This is a genomic window from Nodosilinea sp. FACHB-141 (assembly GCF_014696135.1).
Taxonomy (GTDB): Bacteria; Cyanobacteriota; Cyanobacteriia; order Phormidesmidales; family Phormidesmidaceae; genus Nodosilinea.
Window position 1 is genome coordinate 266,671 of the sequence record NZ_JACJPP010000015.1, and the last position, 21,057, is coordinate 287,727.

Below are 21,057 nucleotides of genomic sequence, written 5' to 3' on the forward strand. Positions count from 1 at the left end.
CAACCAGCGGCTAACCCCGTCGACAGGTACTAGCTGTCTCGGAGGCTAAGGTGATTTTACCTGGCCGTCCTGAACTGCAACATGTCTGGGGCGGCCAAGTTTTTGGGTTTCTTACCCGTCGTTACATTCGGAAGGAACCCGATTATGTTGTGTTTGCCATATTTGGTGTCGTCTGCCCAGAACCGGGAGGCGACCAGTCCGCTATTGCTTGCGAATCCAGAAGCCCAGCCGGGGCGAGAGCGGTTGCGTCATTTGGTGATTGGCTCGCCGGAAGGGGTGCGAGGGGCTATCAACTACCTGCATCTGCTCCAGTACGCCGAGCAGCGGGAGTGGAGCCGGTTGGTGACGATACCGCGATCGGGGATTTTGATTACCCCAGAGCAGGGGGAGGTGTTTAGTCTGCTGAGGCGCGATGGTCGGAGACCGGAGCTTTAGGATAGTCAGCAGTTAATCTGACGCCCAGGGATAGGGTGCTTTGAGGTGCCCTGTCCCTACCTGGGTGGCTTTACCCCAGGCTGGAGAACTATGATTGACAGAAAGCAACCCTCGAAATGCGAGTCCAGGCATGTCAATCGACGCAGTGACCGTCTTTTTCTCTTACTCCCACAAAGATGAAGCCCTGCGGGATGAGCTAGCAAATCATCTGGAAATCCTAAAGTGGAACGGTGATATTAGCGCTTGGCACGATCGCCAGATTTTGCCAGGAGATGAATGGGACCGCGAAATAAAAGGCAGCCTGAATTCAGCTCAAGTTATTTTGCTGCTGATTAGCTCAGACTTTATTGCCTCTCGCTACTGCCGCGATATTGAAATTACTCGGGCTATGGAACGCCATGAATCCGGGGAAGCTTGCGTTATTCCAGTAATTTTGCGCAAGTGCATGTGGTCGTTTGCCCCTTTTGGTAAGCTGCAAGCCTTACCCAAAAATGCTGTCCCGGTTACTGACTCTGCGATCTGGCCTACCAAAGACGACGCTTTTACCAATATTGCTGAAGGCATTAGGAAAGCAGCTAACGATATCCGGCAACAGTTAATTGCCGCAAGGCAAGCCAAGGTTGACCAGTACGAAACTACCTATCAGCAAGCCATTCAACAAGGATATCCCTTAGGTGAAGGAGCGCAAAGTAAGCTCAACCGTTTGCAAGTAGCGCTGGGCCTCTCCGAAGCTGATATTGCCCCGATTGTGACTCGGTTAGCGGCCCAATATGGCGAAGCGCGGCAAAAGCTAGAGCGGTATCGCCATGAGGTACGCCTCTGCCTGCAAGAGGATGGGGGTGAAATTTCCCCGTTCAGCCGCAGCATCTTAAATGGTTTTCGCGTCAACTTTGAGCTGACCTCCGAAGAAGCTAAGGCCGTTGAACAGGAAGAATTAGCACCTTATCGAGCCAGGGTAGAGGCGGTGGAGCAATACTCTAAAGTCTTTGCTGATGCACTGGCTCATGAAAATCCACCCAGTGAAGCGATGCGTCAGCAGATGCAGCGATTTCAGAGCACACTGGGGCTAAGCGATGACGACGTGCAAGCGATCGAGGCTCCTCTACTGCAAGCCGCTGCAAGCCGAAAGCTAGAACAAGAACAGGCAGATTATGCCAACAATCTCCATCGCTATGAGCAAGAGTTCATCAAGGCAGTTGAGACTCGGTATCCCCTCAGTCAACGAGTGCTTGAGTTATTGCAGATATTGCAACAGCAGCTTGGGCTTAGTGACGCAGATATTGCTCCCATAGAGGAGCCCATTCGAGAAGCGGCAGAGGCTAGGCATCAGCAGCAATTGAGGACTCAAGAAGAAGCTGAACAAGGGCGTAGTAATATCGAAGATGACTTCATCAAGTCAGAAGAAGGAATCAACAACCCCAAACCGTTGCCACCAGAAGTCAGCCGTAAAGATCTGCATGACTGCGACCCCACAAAAATACTTTTTCTCAAAAATGTACGTGATCCCAATGGGGGCTGGGCTTACGACATTAACCGCATTCGAGATATCAGCGGTTTAGTTGAGAATCGTGTGTTTGAGCTGTTTTGGTTGCAAACTAGCAAAGGAGCAAAAACAGCATCCAAAGGTGAACTGATGCTGTTAAACCAACATGCAAAAATTACCCATGTTGTTGAAATTCTCGATGATGATGTTAGGGAAAATGAGGCGGGCTATTTTCGCTGGGTACGAGTAGTCTGGATGCCCGAGGCAGAGAAAGATTGGTCCCAGCTTCCTCATCAAAGAGACATTATTGGCTTCGAGCCACCTACGATGGGCGGTGGAACAGCTTACTCGTTTGCAAATCTCAGCAAGTTCCAAGAAACGTGGAATAGTCTCGAAGCTTTTCAGCAACATGTTTTTCAAGTATTGACAGGTGCAGAACCACCTATGCTTGATGAGGTAGATGAAAGCCTCAGTTCTGAACGATTTGGCGCTAACTACTACGCCAAATTGCGAGACCTTCTAGCAGCAAAAGACTGGCAAGCTGCCGATAAGGAAACCCTTGACTGCCTGTTGCAGGTAATGGATCGTCAGCAAAAAGGTTGGCTACAAAGGGAGGACATCACAAACTTTCCCTGCCTAGATTTGCGCAATATTGATCACCTGTGGGTGAAATACAGCAATGGTAAATTTGGCTTTAGTGTACAGCAGGAAGTCTGGCAGAGCTGTGGTAGCCCAACCACTTCATTTATTAACAAGGAGTGGGATAAGTTCGGTGTAGCTGTAGGCTGGCGGACTAAAGGATTTTTAAGTATAGGTGGGGATTGGTTGTTATATTCACAACTTACTTTCGGGCTGTCAGCACCTAAGGGTCACCTTCCTGGGGTTTTTTTGGCGGAGCAAGGTGGGCTGATGATGAGAGGTGGACGTACTTCTAGTCGGGAGTCGTTGTGGGCTGTGGGTGTCGGTTCGCGTGTGTCTTCTCTCGGGTCAAGACTTGCAGACTGTAGCAGATGAGCGCTTCAGCCGTTTCAAGAGTTTTGTTTCAAGTTCGCTGGCTACGTAAACATAGGCTTTTTAGAAATTTATCACCTGGTACTGGAGCGAGTCCCTTTCCCTACGTGACGTTGTAAAATTGGATACTTGCGATCTTAGGTTAAGGGCATTCGCCATCACAATTTTTCTGGCAGCTTCGTGAATTTCATCAGGGGGGCTTGCCAGTTAAACCTCTGTAGATCCTATGTCATGCCTCATCAGGCTATAACCATACAACTCTCCATTCCTGAATCCATTATTTAATCTATTCGGATACCGGAGGGCCGTGTGGAAGCAGAGCTGCCAAAAGAGCTAGCCCTCTACTCCCAAGAGCTACTATCCTTTGGCGAACCCCGCGAACTAGCCGGCTTATACCACTGGGAATTTATCCAGTTTTTAGGAGAGCGCCAGCTCCCCCGACACTATTCATGAAACCGAACTCGCAGAAGATATGGAGGGGAGTATGCCTGTCGTCAGTGACACCTCACCATTACTCAACCTGGCGATAATTGACTATCCAGTCATATTTTTTGCGGGCTGAAGTTTCTCATGTCCCAGGCCAAGTCTTCATCCGATGCCTCAGAGGGGAGATGCCACCCAAACGGCAGACCGCCCAAAATTCTGGCCGTGCGATACTTAAGGTAGGCCAGCATGGCCTAGCGAGGTTTAAGGAGATATGCTGTGGCCAGCCAAATTATTGACAAAAAGCTCCACGCCTATCGAGACGACCTCGATCGCTTGCTAGAGCGCGTGCAGGCCCTAGCCACCACCATCAACAACCCTAACTTGCAGCGCACCACCCACAACCTGCGCCGCAACATCAACGAGCCATTTTTGTTTGTGGTGGTAGGCGAGGTCAAGGCGGGCAAGAGCAGCTTTGTCAACGCCCTGCTCGACGCTGAGGTGTGCGCCACCGATATTGAGCCCTGCACCGACTCGATTCAGCAGATTATCTACGCTGAGCAAGAATTTGTCGAACAGGTAGAGCCTAACCTACGCAAAATTGGGCGACCCATCCCTATTTTGCAAGACATTTCGATTGTGGATACGCCGGGCACCAACACGGTAGTCGCTGAGCACCAGATCATCACCGAGCGCTACATTCCCAATAGCGACCTAACCTTCTTTGTGCTGTTTGGCAAAAACCCTTACCAAAAGAGCGCCTGGGACTTTTTAGATTTTGTCAGCGCTGAGTGGCGCAAGAAGGTGGTGTTCATTCTCCAGCAGGCGGATCTGCTGCGCCCCCCCGACCTGCAAACCAACATCGAACGGGTGAAAGAATACGCCTACCAAAAGCAGATCAAAGCCCCGATCATCTTTCCCACCTCGGCAGCGCTAGAGCAGGAGGGCGACACGGCCAACAGCGGCTTTGAGCCGGTGCGCCAATACATTCAAGCAATGGTGTCGTCGGGGGAGAGCTACAAGATTAAGCTGCGATCGGTGAGCCAAACCACCCAGCAGATTATTGACCTGCTGAATGGCGATGTGGAGGCGCTGAGTCGGCAGTTGGTTGCCGATCGCGCCACATCTCAGAGCATTCGCTCCAAAATCGATGCGGGCAGGGGGCGATCGCGCTACGAGATCAACACCCTAGCCGATCGCCTAGCGGCCCGTTACGAAATCATCTCGGCTCGCATTAAGCGCGACTTTCGCGAGAGCCTGTCGGTGACGATGGTGATGCGGCGATCCTTTGTTGGCATCTTTAATCAGAACGAGTCGATGCAGGCCTGGGTCGATGAGTTTCAGGAGCGCTGCGCCCGCGACCTGCGCGAGTCGCTAGAAGAAGCCTCACATGAGGGCGCGCAGCACTTCGTTGACGGCATTCGCCAGCTGTTTGACGGGCTCAACCAAGACCTCGAGAGCGTCAAAACCCAGCGCATTGAGAGCAGCCACATTTCCCTCAAGGTGCTAGAGCGTCGCCAGGAGGTGATCGAAAGCGTCATGGCCAAGGTCAAAAATTTGATGGCTGACCAGGGTCTGGGGGACTTGCTGTCTACCCAGGCGGGGGACATGGCCACCGAGATCGTCGGCGGGGCAATCATGGCAGTGGCGGGCACTATTTTGCACATCCTTGAGTTTGCGGTCGCCGAGGCCATTCTCAGCGCCATTGGCATTGCCTTTGCTGGGGTGGGGGTGGTGGTGCTGGCAGTCGGTATTCTCTGGCAGCGCAACCGCATTGTCGCCAAGTTTGAGCAGGCGCTAGACAGTGAGAAAGATCGTTTTCAGCAGGAGGTGGCCAGCCGCTTAAACGAGAAGCTGGGGCTGATCTACGAAGAAGTGGAGCGCATCTTTACCCAGTTCTATGACTATGTGGCACGCGAGGAAGAAGCGGTGCAGCCGGTGATTGACCAATACACCGCGATTAAGCAGGAGGCGGCAGCGTTGTTTAGCTCTAAGGTGTTGGGTGAAGCAGGGGCAGAGAAGCGGTCATGACCTCTGAACCCTCCGACTTCGACACGGCTACCTATGTAGATCTGATGGCGGCAACGCTGGGGCTAACTATTCCCGACGAAATTAAGGCGGGGGTGGTGGCGAATGTGGAGCATATTTTTGCGATCGCCCAGCCCGTCCTCACCTTCCCGCTGCCCGACACCATAGAAAGCGCCGCCACCTTTGAGCCATGACCCAACCGCCCGATGCTCTGGCCCTGGCTGCTGCCATCAAAGCCGGGAGCCTATCTGCTGTGACCGTATTGGAGGCAACGCTGGCGGATATTGCCGATCGCAATCCAGCGCTTAACTGTTTCACGGCGGTGACGGCGGCTAGGGCGCGATCGCAGGCTCAGGCCATTGACGATGCGCTCGCCGCAGGCGAAGACCCCGGCCCCCTGGCCGGGGTTCCCTTTGCGGTCAAAAACCTGTTCGCCATCGAGGGCCTGACTACGATAGCGGGAGCCAAACTCAACCAGGGCAATCCCCCCGCGACGCAGGATGCTACCGTGCTCACTCGCCTGCAACAGGCCGGGGCCGTCCTAGTCGGCGCACTGAATATGGATGAGTATGCCTACGGGTTTGTCACCATCAACGCCCACTTTGGCACCACCCCCAACCCCCACGACCCCAATCGCATGTCGGGCGGCTCCTCTGGTGGATCGGCGGCGGCGATTGCAGCGGGCCTAGTCCCCTTCACCCTGGGCTCCGACACCAATGGCTCGATTCGGGTGCCCGCTTCGCTGTGCGGCGTGTATGGGTTAAAGCCTACCTATGGAAGGCTTTCGCGGGCGGGAGCGTTTTTGTTTTCGAGCAGTTTGGATCATGTGGGGCCGCTGGCGCGATCGCTCCCCGACCTCGCCACCATTTACGACATCATGCAGGGGCCAGACCCAGCTGATCCCGTCTGTACCCAACGGCCCCCAGAACTCGTTGTTCCAGCCCTTACCCAAGGCATTGATGGCCTGCGAATTGCTCAATTAGGTGGTCATTTTGAACGCGGCATGGAGCCTTTGGTCAGAGACGTTCTGAGTGATGTACTTCAGGCTTTGGATATTTCTGAGTTAGTGGAGTTTCCTGAAACCCATCGGGCTAGGGCTGCCGCCTATATCATCACCGCCTGCGAGGGTAGCCAACTCCACCTCGATCGCCTGCGCCAAAGCCCGATGGAGTTTGACCCGGCTACGCGCGATCGCTTTCTCGCTGGGGCTATGCTCCCCGCCGCCTGGTATTTGCAGGCTCAAAGACTGCGGCGGTGGTACCGCGATCGCGTCCGCGAGGTCTTTCAGAATTACGATATCCTAATCACCCCCACCACCCCCTGCGTGGCCCCACCCCTCGACCAAACTACCCTAGACATTGACGGCGAAACCTACCCCCTGCGTCCTCACCTGGGCTTTTACACCCAGCCTCTTTCCTTTATTGGGCTGCCGGTGTTGTCAGTACCCATTCACCGTCCGGGCCAACTTCCCGTCGGCATTCAGCTGATCGCCGCACCATATCAGGAGGCGAAGTTGTTTCAGGTCGCGGCGTGGTTAGCGGGTCAGAAAAAGTTTTGAATGTTTGATTTTGTTCGCGAAGCGACTCCAGAGGAGTAATGTTGAATTCTCGCTCAACAATTCAACACTCAAAACTGTTCACTCCTCACTCTCCAACATCACCCTCGCCTCATGCAGCCGCTCCATGTGATTGTCCTCTAGCACGGGAAAGGCCAGGTTGAGGGACTTCAGCTTTTGGCACACCAAGCTGGCCACCGCCAAACGGGTAAACCACTTATTGTCGGCCGGAATAATATGCCAGGGAGCCCAGTCGGTGCTGGTGTGGGTAAACACGTCTTCGTAGGCGGCCATATAGTCTTTCCAGCGGCCCCGTTCTTGCACATCGGAGATGGCAAACTTCCAGTTTTTTTCGGGGCGATCGATGCGTTCTAGAAATCGTCTCTTTTGCTCTTCTTTTGAGACGTTGAGAAAGAACTTCATCACCACGATGCCGTTATTGACCAGGTATTTTTCGAAGTTGTTGATCTCCTCAAAGCGCTGCTGCCAAATGTGTTTGCCCAGGGTGCTCTGGGGTAGCTGCTGCTGGTCTAGCAACCCAGGGCGCACTCGCACCACCAGCACCTCTTCGTAATACGAACGATTAAAAATGCCGATGTTGCCGCGCTCAGGCAGGGCTTTGAACGATCGCCACAGGTAGTCGTGGTCCAGCTCTTCGCTAGAGGGCTGCTTGAAGCTAAACACCTGGCAGCCCTGGGGGTTAACTCCCGACATCACATGCTTAATGGTGCTGTCTTTGCCCGCCGCATCCATTGCTTGAAAGACCAGCAGTAGGGCGTAGGTGTTTTGGGCGTAGAGCACGTTTTGGTAGCTTGCCAGTTCTTCGACGCTCTGCTGCAAAAGCTCTTTAGCCGTCTTTTTATTAAAGTCACCGGTAAAGCTGGGGTCAAAGTCTTTGAGCTTGACCCGGTGGCTGGGCTTGACCACCATCGAGTCGGGGTTGAGGGCAGCGAGAAACGATTTAGAGTCCATGGACATGCCTAGTGGTAATCTTCCCCAGAGATGTGGTCTAAAGCATAACTAACCTGGGCCAGGCCTGCCCTCTGTCTGTCTCAACCCTTAACCTATTGCTTTGCATCGCGCCGCTGGCTCCACATGACTCTTCCCAGAGATGGCTGGTATTAAGTCAGAATTGGAAGACACAGACGATCGGGGACGGCAGCAATGGCGGGGTCTTATTTTACTGGGTGCGCGGTGTGGGCGTTCAAAGACTGGGTTGGCAGCTTCTATCCCAAAGGCAGTAAAGCGGGGGATTTTTTGCGGCTGTACGGCGATCGCATGACTGCTGTCGAGGGCAATACCACCTTTTACTCCATGCCCGATGCCAAAACCATCAATCGCTGGGCCGCCACTATGCCCCCCGGATTTCGGTTTTGCCCCAAGCTGCCCCGCGCCTTCTCTCACCAGGGTAAGCTGATGCCCTTTGTAGAAGAGTCTCACCGCTTTATACAAACCCTAATGCCTTTGGGAGACCGGCTGGGGCCGCTGTTCATTCAGCTGCCGCCCACCTACAGCCCCGAACAGATTGGTGATTTGAGAGAATTTCTCGCCCGCTGGCCCCGGCAGCAGAATCCCATTGCCGTGGAGGTGCGCCACTTCGACTGGTTTGCCGAGCCCCACGCCACCCGCCTGAACCAGATGCTCACCAGCCTAGGTGTAGGTCGAGTGCTGCTAGACACGCGCCCCGTCTACGACTGTATCGACACCCCCAACGACGACCCGCAAATTGGCTCAGAGCGCAAGAAACCCAGGGTACCGCTTCAGCCCGAGGTGACGGCTCCGTTCACGATTGTGCGCTACATCAGCCACCCCGACCTAGCCTACAACCAGACCTATTTTGATGAATGGGTGCCCCGACTGCACCAGTGGCTAGAGGCCGGTACCGACGTGTATTTCTTTGCCCACTGCCCTCAAGAGGCCAGGTCGCCAGCGGTGGCCCGCGAGGTCTATCACCAGCTTCAGCAGGCCGGGGCCACCCTGCCCCCTCTGCTGTGGGATATAGCCGAACAACAAAAAGCCGAGGAAGACAACTCCTCGGCTCAGCTCAGTTTGTTTGGATAAATATAGCGATGGCCACTGCGCTTAGGACTCGCATTACGGCCATTGGCAAAAACTGAGGCGGCGCACTGGCATCTAGCCATCGCTCAAAGAGTTATGCAAAATATCCTAACTGATCTGGCGATGGCTAGATGGCCTTGATTGGGCGACAAAGCTAAGTCTAGTCGTTTTCCCAATCTTCGCGGCCCATGAGGTCGCCGACGCGATCGCGCAGCAAAAACCCTGAAGACTCAAGCTCGGTTTCCACCAGCGCCCATTCACGGGCGGGGATGTGGCGGCAAAGGGTATAAATCGGTTGTTGACGGCTAACCACACCCTTTTGAACCAGCTGTCGAGCTTCGTCACGGATGATGTCAATGGAGTAGTGGAGGGACCGAAGCATAGCTAAACCCAGTAACGACGAAGGAGCTGCAAAGTAAAAGTCAAGTAAGTTATACAAGAATCTTTAGATTCCGTATCCTAGTTTACTGATAGTTTTAAGGATTTGGCTAGCAGCTTTCACTTATTCTCGCCTTAATCCTTCTACGGTGCCATTAACAAATGATGAATTTTGCTATTAGCACACTCAGAGGGTGTTGCAAGGTTGTAACATGCGATTTTTGCTCAGATCCATGCGAATATTGCATGGCGAGGCGTTAGGCTGCTCCCTTAAGCCTTCCCCTAGCGTTAGCTTGAATTGCAGCGCCAGCAGCATGACATTGCGACCCTTTAAATTTTCGGAATCGTCTGGCTCGGTTAGGTAGTCTAGAACTAGGGCCGCAACTGGCGGTGTCTAGGTTAGCGGCTGGCCCGCTCCCTTGGCTTCCACTTAAGTCGTCGCCGGTGCTAACCTGCGCCATCCACCCTCTATAGGGAGAATAGGTCGTGAGCGTAACCGACGAACTCTTTCACCGAGCCAACGATCTCTGCCGCCGCCGCGCCTATGAGCAGTGGCATCGGCGGCAGAGCAAGCAGCAAATTTTGCGATCGCAGGTCGGTTTCCAATCCCTGCCGCCGACTCGTCCCCAACCCTGCCAGGGCTGCACCAACTACCACGGCGTCGCCTACGGCACTAGCCAGGCCAAGCGCTGTGCTTTGGTTTGCGCAATTCATCCCCAGGGGTGGCAGGGGGGCGGTGGGTGTCCCGATTGGCGGAGTGAGGGGGAGGAGTAGGAAGTGGGGGAGTAGGGGAGTAGGAGGGTGAGAGAGTAGGGGGGCAGGCTATTGGGCTTGGGGCACAACGGCACGCTATTAATCCCATCACCCTCTACCCCATTACCCCATCACTCCCTCAAAACCCCGCGCAGCCGCTGACTCACCGCATCCACCCCAAAGGTCAGCACGACGAAAACTCCTAGGGTGATCATCACGCCGCTGTAGTCGAAGCTGCTAATCTGCTCGGTGAGCAAACGACCTAGGCCGCCGGCACCGACTAGGCCCACGATCACGGTCTCGCGCAGGCAGACTTCCCAGCGGTAGAGAATGTAGGCCAGAAAGCGGCCCAGGTTTTGGGGCAAGATGCCGTAGGCCACGATCGCGCTGGGGCTGACCCCCAGGGTGCTGAGGGCGCGGACGGGGCGATCGTCGAGATTTTCGTTGACCTCGGCCATGAGGCGACCGAGAATGCCGAAGTTATGCAGGGCGAGGGCCAGTGCTCCCGGGAGCACTCCGGGGAACAGCATGTAGAGCAGCACCAGAGCCCAGATGGGGGCGGGGATGGCACGGCTGATCAGCAGCACGAGCCGACTTAGGCCCAGCAGCGTATAGGCTATCCAAGCGGATTCCCCTCGCTGGCCGATGGGATGCAGCAGCCCCCCCGGCAGCAGAAAATTTTGGGCGGCGGGCAGCGAGACGAGTATGCCGAAAAGACCCGCTAGGGCGATCGCCACCATCGACATCGCCACCGTCAGCCAGGAGAGTCGGGCTAAATTCACCAACTCGGCCCAAGTTGGCATCGGCGGCCAGCTTGTACCCAGTAATTCACCTAAGAGGCGCTGGGTGCGGGCCGACCACAGCACCCCCATATCTAGACGTAGCCACCACCAGCTCAGGGGGATCGCTGCGATCGCCCCCACCCACGACAGCTTTAGAAATCCGTCTTGCCTAGGGGCCTTGTGGGCAGGCCGAGAGGAGACGTCTCCTGGTTTACGGTTGATGTCGAGGCGGCTGGTGAAGCCCATGCGGCGGCGCACTAGGGCACTCCAAGCATCCACCGCACCGTTGAGCACAATCAGCGCGTAGAACCCTGTCCACAGCTGCTCATAACGCAGCGATTGCAGGCTCAAGAAAATCTCATAGCCCAGACCCCCGGCCCCGATAATTCCTAAAACGGCAGAGGCCCTGAGGGAACATTCAAAGCGATAAAAGGTATAGGAGAGGAGGTTGGGTAGCGCCTGGGGCAGCAGTCCGTAGACGAAGGCGGCGAGGGGCGGCGTGCCGGCATTGAGCAGGGCGTGGAGCGGTTCGGGGGGCGTCTCGTCCAAAATTTCTGAGAAGACTTTGGCGACGATCGCTCCAAAGGGAATCGCGATCGCCAATACCCCCACTAGCGGGTTCAACCCCAACACTTGCAGCAGCACCAGCCCCCAAATCAGCTCATGGATGGCGCGCGGAAAAGCTAGCAGTCCCCTTACCCCTAGCCACAGACAGCGGCGCAGACCTGAGGCTTCTCCCGGTAGAACCGTCTGCCACCACACGGCTGAGGAGAGCAGCCCGCCTACCAGCCCTAGCCCCACGCTGAGGGCCGTGCCCAGTACCGCATAGGCCAGGGTGACCATGGCGGCGCGGCCCATGAGCACAACAAACTCGGGGCTGAGGTCGGGCCGCAGGCTGGCCGCCAAAAACTCCCGCAGCTGCGGCCACCCGCCCAGGTTAATCAACTCGGCTCCAGGTCGACCCAACCCCGCCTGGTAAGCAGCCAGGCCCAGGGTCGCCAAAACCGCTAGAGCGCTCGCTGTTTTTGGGTTCCAGAGGCTCGGTCGCAGCGGTATGGTGATAGTCTGTTGGGTGTTAACCACGCTCAGGTCGTCACCCCGCTATGGATGTCATGCCCCAGCCCCAAGGTTTTCTTTCGCAAAATGCTTCTTTGCCCTCTGTAGACACGCTGCTGCGCCCTATTACCCTAGGCGATAGCGACAGTTTCAGCGGCTATTTTACCGGAGTTGAGCTATCTCCCGTGGCTGGAGTGGCTGGCTTTCCGGTAGATACAGAGGCGTTATCCCCCGTGCTGGCCCAGCAGTTCGACCAAGACATTCTGGGCGACATGGTCGAAATTTGGAACAATTTTGTCGAGTCAGGACAGTTGTGGGCGCTGCTCTTCGGTATTGTGCTGGGATATTTCATCCGCAACCTGACTGCCTTCTAACCAGACTGCACAATAATGCAAACGCCCTCTTCTCAAACCTGGAGCCAGCGCTTTGAAACAGCGCTGCATCCTGCGATCGCGCTTTTCAATGCCAGCATTGGCTTCGACATTCAGCTGATTGAGTATGACCTCACCGGTTCAGAGGCCCACGCCAAAATGCTGGTCAAAACAGAGATCATTAGCCCCGAGGAGGGCGAGCAGATTGTCACCGGGCTCGAAACCATTCGCCAAGAGTACCGCCTGGGCGAATTTAACCCCGGTGTCGAGGCGGAGGACGTCCACTTCGCCGTCGAGCGGCGGCTGACGGAGCTAATTGGCGATGTAGGAAAAAAACTGCACACCGCCCGCAGCCGCAACGACCAGGTGGGTACTGACTTGCGTCTCTACCTGCGCGCCCAGATCGAGGCCATCCAGGGCCAGCTTCGCCAGTACCAGCAGACTCTTCTGAGCATTGCCGAAGAACATGTGGAAACCTTAATTCCGGGATACACACACCTTCAGCGGGCCCAGCCGCTGAGTTTGGCCCATCATCTGCTGGCCTACTTCGACATGGCTCAACGCGACTGGGACCGCCTCCACGACCTGCAAAAGCGGGTGAATATTTCGCCCCTGGGCTGCGGTGCCCTGGCGGGGACGACCTTCCCCATCGATCGCCAATATTCGGCCGAGCTGCTGGGGTTTGAAAAGGTCTACGGCAACAGTTTGGATGGGGTAAGCGATCGCGATTTTGCGATCGAGTTTGCCTGCGCCGCCAGTCTGATCATGGTGCACCTGTCGCGCCTGTCTGAAGAGATAATTCTCTGGGCGTCAGAGGAGTTCAGCTTTGTCACCCTCAACGACAGCTGCTCCACCGGCTCCAGCATCATGCCCCAAAAGAAAAACCCCGATGTGCCCGAGCTGGTGCGGGGCAAAACCGGCCGCGTCTTTGGCCACCTGCAAGGCCTGCTGGTGATGATGAAGGGCCTGCCCCTGGCCTACAACAAAGATCTGCAAGAGGACAAAGAGGCGATCTTTGACACGGTTAACACCGTGCGGGGCTGCGTGGAGGCGATGACCATTTTGCTGACCGAGGGGGTAAACTTCCGGGTGCCGCGCCTGCGCCAGGCCGTGAATGAAGACTACTCTAACGCCACCGATGTGGCTGACTATCTAGCCACCAAAGGGGTGCCCTTCCGCGAGGCCTACAACCTGGTGGGCAAGGTGGTAAAGACGTCTCTGGCAGCGGGCAAACTCCTGCGGGAGCTAACCCTAGAAGAATGGCAGGCGATTCACCCCGCCTTTGAAGACGACATCTACGCAGCGATCGCCCCCCAGCAGGTGGTCTCGGCCCGCAACAGCTACGGCGGTACCGGCTTTGACCAGGTGCACCAGGCGATCGCGCGGGCAAACCAGGTCCTAGGAGAAGGCTGATGATTAGCCTCTGCATGATTGTGAAGGACGAGGCCGCCACCCTGGCCCGCACGCTTGAGTCTGTGCAAGGCGTTGCAGACGAGATCGTGGTCGTCGATACGGGGTCAGTGGATGACACCGTGGCGATCGCCCAATCCTACGGGGCCAAAGTCCATAGCTTCGCCTGGAATAATGATTTCGCCGCCGCCCGCAACGAATCGCTGCGCCACGCCACGGGGGACTGGGTACTGGTGCTCGACGCCGATGAGGCGCTGCTGAGCGAGACGGCTCAGGTGCTGCAACAGCTTGACCAGGGACAACCCTTGGGAGATGTCGCTGCCGAAGATGTGCTGGCCGTGAACTTGTTGCGCCTAGAGTTGGGTGCTCCCCAGTCTCCCTACACGCTGATCACCCGCTGCTTTCGCTGCTTGCCCGAGATCACCTTCAACCGGCCTTACCACGAGACCGTAGACGACAGCGTAGCGGCACTACAGGCGCAGGATGCTCGCTGGCAGGTGATTACCCTGGGCGAAGTGGCCCTACACCACACCGGCTACGACCCAGCCATTGTCGTGCAGCGAGGCAAGTTCGATCGCGCTCGCACTGCCATGGAAGGCTATCTGGCAGAGCACCCCAACGACAGCTACCTGCTGAATAAGCTGGCGGCTCTCTACGTCGAATCTGACCAGGCTGAACTGGCCCTACCGCTGCTCGATCGCGCCCTAGATCAGGCCGACACCTTGGACGAATTGACCCGCTACGAGCTGCACTACCACCGTGCCCTGGCCCAGGCCGACCAACCCACTCAATCCGCCAGAAACTATGAATCTGCCTTAGCCAAAGCCGTACCACCCAGGCTCAAGCTAGGCGCGTGGATTAACTACGGCAGCCTCAAAAAGTCCCAGGGCGATCTGGAGGGGGCGATCGCTCTGTTTCAGCAGGCGATTGAGGCCGACCCAACCCTGGCGATCGCCCACTACAACCTGGGCACCGCCCACCGCGCTAGAGGCTATCTGGATGAGGCGATCGCCGCCTACCGCCAGGCGATCGCCCTCAACCCCAGCTATGCCGAAGCCCACCAAAATCTGGGGGTAGCTTTGTTTAAGCTCGGGCAGTTGCCTGAAGCGCTTCAGGCCTTTAAGCGGGCGATCGCCCTTTACGAGGTTACCGATCCCGCTACGGCTGCCGGTCTGCGCAAAGGAGTCAGCGCTTTGGGCATCTCACCCCTACTGCTAGCTCAGGCCGGCTTTATGTAGGTGTAGCGCCACCAAAAGTTCGCTGAAGTGAGTACTGGGAGATACGGGACTCTCCAGCACAGAGGTAACCTTTGTGCTGGAGGGTAAGTTCTGCTTTCGAAATCACCTTGAACGCCTAAGTGGCGATCGCCTGTTCCAGGTCATCTCTACTGAGAGTAGCGGCTGTCGTTCCAGTCAAAGTTAGAGCTTGACGGCGCTGAGCCAGGATTGTGGGTTTTCTTCCACGAGACCTCAGAGCCGTAGGTGCCGGGTCGCCAGTAGTGACCATGGTCAGGGTCAGTGCCGGGGGCGGCCATGTCAGGAGCATCGTTGCGGTAGCGGGTGCGGTGCGACGGCTCTTGGGCTGGGGCCGTGGGCGGTTGGTCGCCACGACGACCAAGCAGGGACCGCAGGCGATTGATCGCGCCATCCCAATTGAGGTCGGGTTGCTTAAGCAGATCGCGTAGGGCGTTGAGGGCAATGCTGGCTGCGTCATCTTGCTGGTTGTGCAGCGGCTGAGACGCCCGAATCGGATCGACCTGCACAGCAGCAAAGGCTTGGCGAACCGCGCTTTTAATTTGGTTATGGAGTTCTCGCTTGGCCTTTTCATACTGAAGCTGCCGACCCTTCTCGCTAGAAGCGTAAAGCGAAGGCAGGCGGTTGAGGGCGTAGGTCTCAACTTCTACCCGCTTGAGATACTTCAGCATGCGGGGCTGCATGGTTTTGACCTGTTTGTCTACCTCTTCAGCGACGAGCAGTTCCATCACATTCACGTAGGCATGTCTTGGAACGTCGTGATCAATTTTCATAGGGAACCCCACTTGCTATTGAACTAATCGGCGCAATGCCAGGGAAATCTGGTCCGCCACGAAGATGCTCCTGCTTGGTCACTCACTGCCGAAACCATATTAGAGGTGACGGATGGTAGCTGCATTGACTGACAAACCGCTATAGCAACAGTATGCCCAAATAGATTCCGAGAACCTACTGAAGAATATCTGAGCCTCTATACTAACGCTGCCAGTAAAAATGCCCATGACCCATATTGCCAAACCCAGATGAAACCACGCAACCGTAACCCTTCAAAACGCTGCGGCTTGTTTCAAAGATTCACATCTAAGGAAAGGGGAGGGCCCCTTTCCCTAGGATTTAAGCAAGCTAGACCTTAAGCAGGTCGGCGTTGAGCCGTCTAAAGGCAAGCCGCTCATTTTCGACATCCACATGGATGGTGTCGCCTTCGCCAAACTCACCGCGCAGAATCGATTTGGCAATTTGAGTTTCGAGCTCGCGCTGGATGGCGCGCTTCAGGGGACGAGCCCCGTAAACGGGGTCGTAGCCAACTTCAGCCAAAAAGTCGAGGGCCGATTCGCTAAGTTTGACGGCCATCTTGCGGTCTTCAAGCCGGGCTTCGAGTCGGGCGACTTGCAGTTTGACAATTTCCCGTAGCTGCGACTTGAGCAACCCGTGGAAGATGATCATTTCATCGACTCGGTTGAGGAACTCGGGCCGGAAGTTGCCTCGCAGGGCATCCATCACCCGCGATTTCATCTCGTCGTACTTAGCGTCGTCCCCAGCTACGTCGAGAATGAACTGGGAGCCGATGTTGCTGGTCATGATGATGATGGAGTTTTTGAAGTCCACCGTGCGGCCCTGGGCATCAGTGACGCGGCCATCGTCAAGAATTTGCAGCATGACGTTAAACACGTCGGGGTGAGCCTTCTCGATCTCGTCGAACAGAATCACCGCGAAGGGGCGGCGGCGAATCGCCTCAGTGAGCTGACCGCCTTCGTCATAGCCGACGTAGCCTGGAGGCGCACCAATTAGGCGTGAGACGGCATGCTTTTCCATGTATTCCGACATGTCGATGCGCACCAGAGCCTCTTCGGTGTCGAACAGGTAGGCGGCTAGAGCCTTGGCCAGCTCGGTTTTGCCCACGCCGGTGGGGCCGAGGAAGATGAAGCTGGCGATCGGACGGTTGGGATCGGCAAGGCCTGCCCGCGATCGCTGAATCGCATCGGCCACCGCCGTCACTGCCTCCTCCTGGCCGATCACCCGCTGGTGCAGTTCGTCTTCGAGCAGCAAGAGCTTCTGCATTTCAGACTGCACTAGCTTGCTGACCGGAATGCCCGTCCACTTGGAGATGATTTCAGCGATGTCTGCTTCAGTCACCTCTTCGCGCAGCAGGGTTTTGCCGGTGGTCTGGGTGTCGGCTAGCTGAGTTTCAGCGGTTTCGAGCTGGCGCTGGAGCTCGGTGAGCTTGCCGTACTTGAGTTCGGCCGCCCGATTCAGGTCGTAGTCGCGCTCGGCCTGCTGAATTTCGATGTTGACCTGGTCGATCTCTTCTTTGACCGACTGAATGTTGTCGATGGTGTCTTTTTCAGACTGCCACTGGGCATTCAGGGCGCTCTGCTGCTCTTTGAGATCGGCTAGCTCGCGCTCGATGCGCTCTAGGCGCTCTAGGGAGGCGGCGTCGACTTCTTTTTTCAGCGACAGCCGCTCCATTTCGAGCTGAAGAATTTTGCGATCGACTTCATCTAGCTCTTCGGGCTTGGAGGTGATCTCCATTTTCAGTTTGGCGGCGGCTTCGTCCACTAGGTCGATGGCCTTGTCGGGCAGGAAGCGATCCGAGATGTAGCGGGTCGAGAGGGTGGCAGCAGCTACCAGGGCGCTGTCGGAGATTTTGACCCCGTGGTGTACCTCGTAGCGTTCTTTCAAACCGCGCAGAATTGAGATGGTGTCGGGCACGGTGGGCTGGTCAACATAGACCTGCTGGAAGCGGCGCTCTAGGGCGGCGTCTTTTTCGATGTATTTGCGGTACTCATCCAGCGTTGTTGCGCCGATACAGCGCAGCTCGCCCCGAGCCAGCATGGGCTTTAGCAGGTTGCCGGCATCCATGGCCCCCTGGGTGGCCCCGGCCCCCACTACGGTGTGAATCTCGTCGATAAAGAGAACGATTTGCCCTTCGGAGTCGGTGACTTCTTTGAGCACCGACTTGAGGCGCTCTTCAAATTCGCCACGATATTTAGCCCCGGCAATTAGCGCGCCCATGTCGAGGGCGATCAGCTGGCGGTCTTTGAGGGATTGGGGCACGTCACCGCTGACAATGCGCTGGGCCAGACCTTCGGCGATCGCAGTCTTACCTACCCCCGGCTCACCAATCAGCACCGGGTTGTTTTTCGTGCGGCGCGAAAGAATTTGGATAGTGCGGCGAATCTCATCGTCGCGGCCAATCACGGGGTCGAGCTTGCCCCGCCGAGCGGCATCGGTGAGGTCGCGCCCATATTTTTCGAGGGATTGATACTTGCCTTCGGGGTTTTGATCGGTCACTTTTTGGGTGCCTCGAATATCTTGAATAGCCTGCTTGAGCTTAGCTTCGCTCAAGCCTAAATCTTGAAACAGAGCTTTTCCAAAGCGTGTGTCGCCAGGGTAAGCCAATATCAGGTGCTCGATGGAAATATATTCGTCACCGTAGTCTTTTTTGTACCGGTCGGCGCGATCGAGCAGGGCATCGAGGGATTTGCCCAGATATACCGATGAGCCACTGCCCGAGACCTTGGGCTGGCTGTTGATAAAGGCTTCGGTGCGATCGCGCAGCACCTGCCCGTTCATCCCCAGCTTGGCAAAAATGCTGCTGGCCAGACCATCTTGATCGAGCAGCGCCAGCATCAGGTGGTAGCTCTCGATCTGCTGTTGCTGGGACTGCTTGGCAATATCCTGCGATCGCACAATGGCATCCCAGGCTTTTTCAGTAAATTGGCTTTGGGTGGGTTGCATAGGCTTCGCTCTCTCGAGTTACTCCATAAAATCTCTGTATGGTTGCATTGTAGGGAGAGTGTCCTATCCAGCAGGATCGGTGTTCACGATTGTTCTCAGGCGGGTTGCCGCCAGCTGCCAAAAGGAGTGCATGACCAGGCCATGCACTCCTTTTGGGTTGTCTCTAGATGTGGTGGGAGGCTAAAGCCGTTTCAGTTTACCAAGGCCGCCAGTTGCCCCAGTCCTCATTGAAGATCGAGGTGTTCGGAAACTGCACCGGGTTGCCGCTAGTTTGCAGCTCGGTCCGCAGCTGGTCGAGCAGGGGCTCGTAGCTAGGCAGATCATCGACTAGCTCGTAGGGCAGCACCCCGTTACGCAGCGAGAAGTCAATGGAGTGGGCGGCAGCGGCCCCCACCGACCACTCAAAGGAATGCACTCGATAGGCGGCAGCGGCGCTGTAGCTGGCGGCGATGCTCTTGCTGGCCACCAGCATGTTGTCTACCCGCTGAGGAATCATCGCCCGCAGGGGAATTTGGGCGGGATAGGCCTGGCCGTGGGCCTGACGCACACCGGGCCGCTCGATGTTGCCGGGTTTTTCGGCGGGGTACTCAGCCATGCAGGGGTGAAAGTCGATCGCGTACTGAGCAATACCCACGGTGTCGGGGTAGAGGCGCGATCGCGCTCGAATCGGGAACGTATTCGGGTCAGCATCAGGCGCAAAGGTATCTATCGTCCCTAGACCAGCCAGGTAGCGCCGTAGGGACGTATAGGTGTCCTCATCCAGGTTCTCTCTGTAGAACTCGGCGGTAAAATCGTTCCACGAAAAGTCGACCTCGCTGATCATGAACCCATTTTCGTAGCCGTAAGAGGGCCGACCAATGATCCGCCGCGCCTCGCGAATGTAGGGATACTTCGACAGGCCGTGGGCCGTATTCATTGGCGAATCTAGCCCCGTCAGGTAGCGGTTATAGGGTTCAGGCTCTTTCCAAGAGTCGTCGATCTGCGAGTCGGTGGTGCCGGTGGTCAGCCAGTAGAAAAAGCCGATCGCATTCTCTTCACCCTTGCGCAGGGTTTCGGCTCGCAGGCCCCCCAACCAGCCGCCTGGCTCTAGCTGGCCACTGGCCGCTAGCTGGTCTTCGGTGAGAATCAGGTTGTCCTGCTCGGTGCCGGGGCGGTAGTCGTTACCCCAGGTCCAGTTCTGCATCGAGATGTCGCCCACGCCCGGCCGAGGTACGCCAGAGATTTTCGCTTCTGTTTGAGGCGAGGCGTTCCACAGGCGGCGGTAGGTAAAGACAAAGTCGAAGTGGTCTTGGGCGTTTTTCAACGAGTCACGCTCGCGCTCCCAGCTGTAGTAGGGCTCGTAGTTGGCATAAAAGTCCGGCACATCATAGGTCTGGGGCTCGGCGGTGCGCTCCATGGCAAAGGTGTAGGTAAAGCCCTGGGTGCAGTAGGGGTCGCGCTCTTGCACGGGCGACGAGGGGTTGAGGGGCGATCTTGGGTCTAACCCCAGCTCGTAGGGCACATTGGCTAGGGCAATCAGCTCGCCAGTCTCGGTGGCCTCAACTACAAACCAGTCCACCTTGCTGTCGGGGGCATTCTCCACCCGCTCTAGCTCGATGCCTGCGGGCACAAACTGAATAATTTCCTTCGACAGGCGGGCCGAGTCGTCATAGGTGTAGGCGTCTTCAATAATTTCGGAGAGAAAGTCGCTGTTGAGGGGTGCGGTGCCCGGTGCGGGGCTGTGGCGAATTGCGACCACCTCTTCAATTTGGGTGCCATCGGTGCTCAGGCTCAGGTCTTTGACCACCGTATTGGGGAACCACTTGAGTTCGCCGCCGCCCTTGCGCTCGGCCTCGGCCAGCATTTCCATGAGGATGGCGTTGGCATCGGCGGGCAAGAAGCAGGAGGCGCTCACCCAGCAGCCGCCGGGGTTGAGCTTGCCGTATTTGCGCTCGACGCGATCGCGCAACTCCTTATACCCCCGCGAATAAAATAGCTGCCGCCGCTGCTCCCGCGACTCATCCAGCGCCGTGGTGCCTTGGGATGAGATCTGCCCCCCTACCCAGTCGGTTAACTCGGTCATACAGACGGTGTGGCCCATCATCAAGCTTTCGTAAGCGGTTGCGGTACCGGCTAGGCCACCACCGACAATCAGCAGCTCGCACTCTACGACCTGGTCGGGAGCCTGGGGCAGTTGGGCCACGCGGGGCGACACCGACTCTTGGGCCTGGGCGTTGCCAATCGGCAAAGGAATAGAACCGGCAACCAGCGTAGAAGCTAAGAGGGGAGCTGTCAGAGCGCGAAAAAAGCGTTTCATAGCAAACCAAAGGGGGCGTATCGATTG

General features: G+C 56.6%; 17 protein-coding genes. 11 read left to right on the forward strand and 6 right to left on the reverse strand.

What is annotated here, in order from left to right; translation table 11 throughout:
• Positions 1-144 precede the first annotated feature (144 nt).
• The 6 genes from H6F59_RS17395 (at position 145) to H6F59_RS17425 (ending at position 6,938) form a co-directional block, all read left to right on the forward strand.
• On the forward strand, positions 145-435 hold the full coding sequence (locus H6F59_RS17395; RefSeq protein WP_190702835.1) for a hypothetical protein: 291 nt from the start codon (positions 145-147) through the stop codon (positions 433-435).
• A 130-nt stretch (positions 436-565) separates the two neighbouring features.
• Complete coding sequence (locus tag H6F59_RS26060; protein WP_199325834.1) at positions 566-2,932, forward strand: GUN4 domain-containing protein; 2,367 nt, start codon at positions 566-568, stop codon at positions 2,930-2,932.
• 306 nt (positions 2,933-3,238) lie between these two features.
• On the forward strand, positions 3,239-3,382 hold the full coding sequence (locus H6F59_RS27680) for a UPF0175 family protein (RefSeq protein ID WP_397193991.1): 144 nt from the start codon (positions 3,239-3,241) through the stop codon (positions 3,380-3,382).
• Between the two features lie 249 nt (positions 3,383-3,631).
• Positions 3,632-5,383 (forward strand): dynamin family protein, encoded by a 1,752-nt coding sequence (locus H6F59_RS17415; RefSeq protein WP_190702838.1) that lies wholly within the window; start codon positions 3,632-3,634, stop codon positions 5,381-5,383.
• Positions 5,380-5,574, forward strand: coding sequence for a DUF4089 domain-containing protein (locus H6F59_RS17420; RefSeq protein ID WP_190517259.1), 195 nt, complete (start codon positions 5,380-5,382; stop codon positions 5,572-5,574). Before H6F59_RS17415 ends, H6F59_RS17420 begins: the two co-directional genes overlap by 4 nt.
• Positions 5,571-6,938 carry an AtzE family amidohydrolase gene (locus H6F59_RS17425; protein ID WP_190702841.1) on the forward strand — a complete coding sequence of 456 codons (1,368 nt, stop codon included), beginning with the start codon at positions 5,571-5,573 and terminating at the stop codon, positions 6,936-6,938. Before H6F59_RS17420 ends, H6F59_RS17425 begins: the two co-directional genes overlap by 4 nt.
• A gap of 78 nt (positions 6,939-7,016) precedes the next feature.
• Here H6F59_RS17425 and H6F59_RS17430 read toward each other — a convergent pair whose 3' ends face one another.
• Positions 7,017-7,907 carry a polyphosphate kinase 2 family protein gene (locus tag H6F59_RS17430; protein WP_190702844.1) on the reverse strand — a complete coding sequence of 297 codons (891 nt, stop codon included), beginning with the start codon at positions 7,905-7,907 and terminating at the stop codon, positions 7,017-7,019.
• Positions 7,908-8,099: 192 nt separating this feature from the next.
• On the opposite strand from H6F59_RS17430, the gene H6F59_RS17435 reads away from it, so the two are divergent.
• Positions 8,100-8,996, forward strand: coding sequence for a DUF72 domain-containing protein (locus tag H6F59_RS17435; protein WP_190702847.1), 897 nt, complete (start codon positions 8,100-8,102; stop codon positions 8,994-8,996).
• 157 nt (positions 8,997-9,153) lie between these two features.
• Here the strand turns inward: H6F59_RS17435 and H6F59_RS17440 are convergent, their stop codons facing one another.
• Positions 9,154-9,375: a DUF4327 family protein gene (locus tag H6F59_RS17440; RefSeq protein ID WP_190702851.1), complete on the reverse strand. Its 222-nt coding sequence runs from the start codon at positions 9,373-9,375 to the stop codon at positions 9,154-9,156.
• Positions 9,376-9,857: 482 nt separating this feature from the next.
• Between H6F59_RS17440 and H6F59_RS17445 the strand changes: the two genes are divergently transcribed.
• The gene (locus tag H6F59_RS17445) at positions 9,858-10,145 is read left to right on the forward strand and encodes a hypothetical protein (RefSeq protein ID WP_190702854.1); all 288 of its coding nucleotides are present in this window, start codon (positions 9,858-9,860) and stop codon (positions 10,143-10,145) included.
• A 110-nt stretch (positions 10,146-10,255) separates the two neighbouring features.
• Here the strand turns inward: H6F59_RS17445 and H6F59_RS17450 are convergent, their stop codons facing one another.
• Positions 10,256-11,989, reverse strand: coding sequence for an ABC transporter permease subunit (locus H6F59_RS17450; RefSeq protein WP_190702856.1), 1,734 nt, complete (start codon positions 11,987-11,989; stop codon positions 10,256-10,258).
• 29 nt (positions 11,990-12,018) lie between these two features.
• Between H6F59_RS17450 and H6F59_RS26065 the strand changes: the two genes are divergently transcribed.
• From H6F59_RS26065 to H6F59_RS17465, 3 genes are read left to right on the forward strand one after another with little or no spacing between them, the layout of a single operon-like run.
• Positions 12,019-12,336, forward strand: coding sequence for a hypothetical protein (locus tag H6F59_RS26065; protein ID WP_199325835.1), 318 nt, complete (start codon positions 12,019-12,021; stop codon positions 12,334-12,336).
• 15 nt (positions 12,337-12,351) lie between these two features.
• On the forward strand, positions 12,352-13,746 hold the full coding sequence (gene argH / locus H6F59_RS17460; protein ID WP_190702859.1) for an argininosuccinate lyase: 1,395 nt from the start codon (positions 12,352-12,354) through the stop codon (positions 13,744-13,746).
• On the forward strand, positions 13,746-14,981 hold the full coding sequence (locus H6F59_RS17465; RefSeq protein ID WP_190702862.1) for a tetratricopeptide repeat protein: 1,236 nt from the start codon (positions 13,746-13,748) through the stop codon (positions 14,979-14,981). The genes argH and H6F59_RS17465 overlap by 1 nt, the downstream gene beginning before the upstream one ends.
• Positions 14,982-15,127: 146 nt before the next feature.
• Here the strand turns inward: H6F59_RS17465 and H6F59_RS17470 are convergent, their stop codons facing one another.
• From H6F59_RS17470 to H6F59_RS17480, 3 genes are all read right to left on the reverse strand, one after another.
• The gene (locus H6F59_RS17470; protein WP_190702865.1) at positions 15,128-15,769 is read right to left on the reverse strand and encodes a late competence development ComFB family protein; all 642 of its coding nucleotides are present in this window, start codon (positions 15,767-15,769) and stop codon (positions 15,128-15,130) included.
• Between the two features lie 349 nt (positions 15,770-16,118).
• Positions 16,119-18,734 carry an ATP-dependent chaperone ClpB gene (gene clpB / locus H6F59_RS17475; RefSeq protein ID WP_190517234.1) on the reverse strand — a complete coding sequence of 872 codons (2,616 nt, stop codon included), beginning with the start codon at positions 18,732-18,734 and terminating at the stop codon, positions 16,119-16,121.
• Positions 18,735-18,930: 196 nt separating this feature from the next.
• Complete coding sequence (locus tag H6F59_RS17480; RefSeq protein WP_190702867.1) at positions 18,931-21,030, reverse strand: FAD-dependent oxidoreductase; 2,100 nt, start codon at positions 21,028-21,030, stop codon at positions 18,931-18,933.
• Positions 21,031-21,057: the final 27 nt, after the last annotated feature.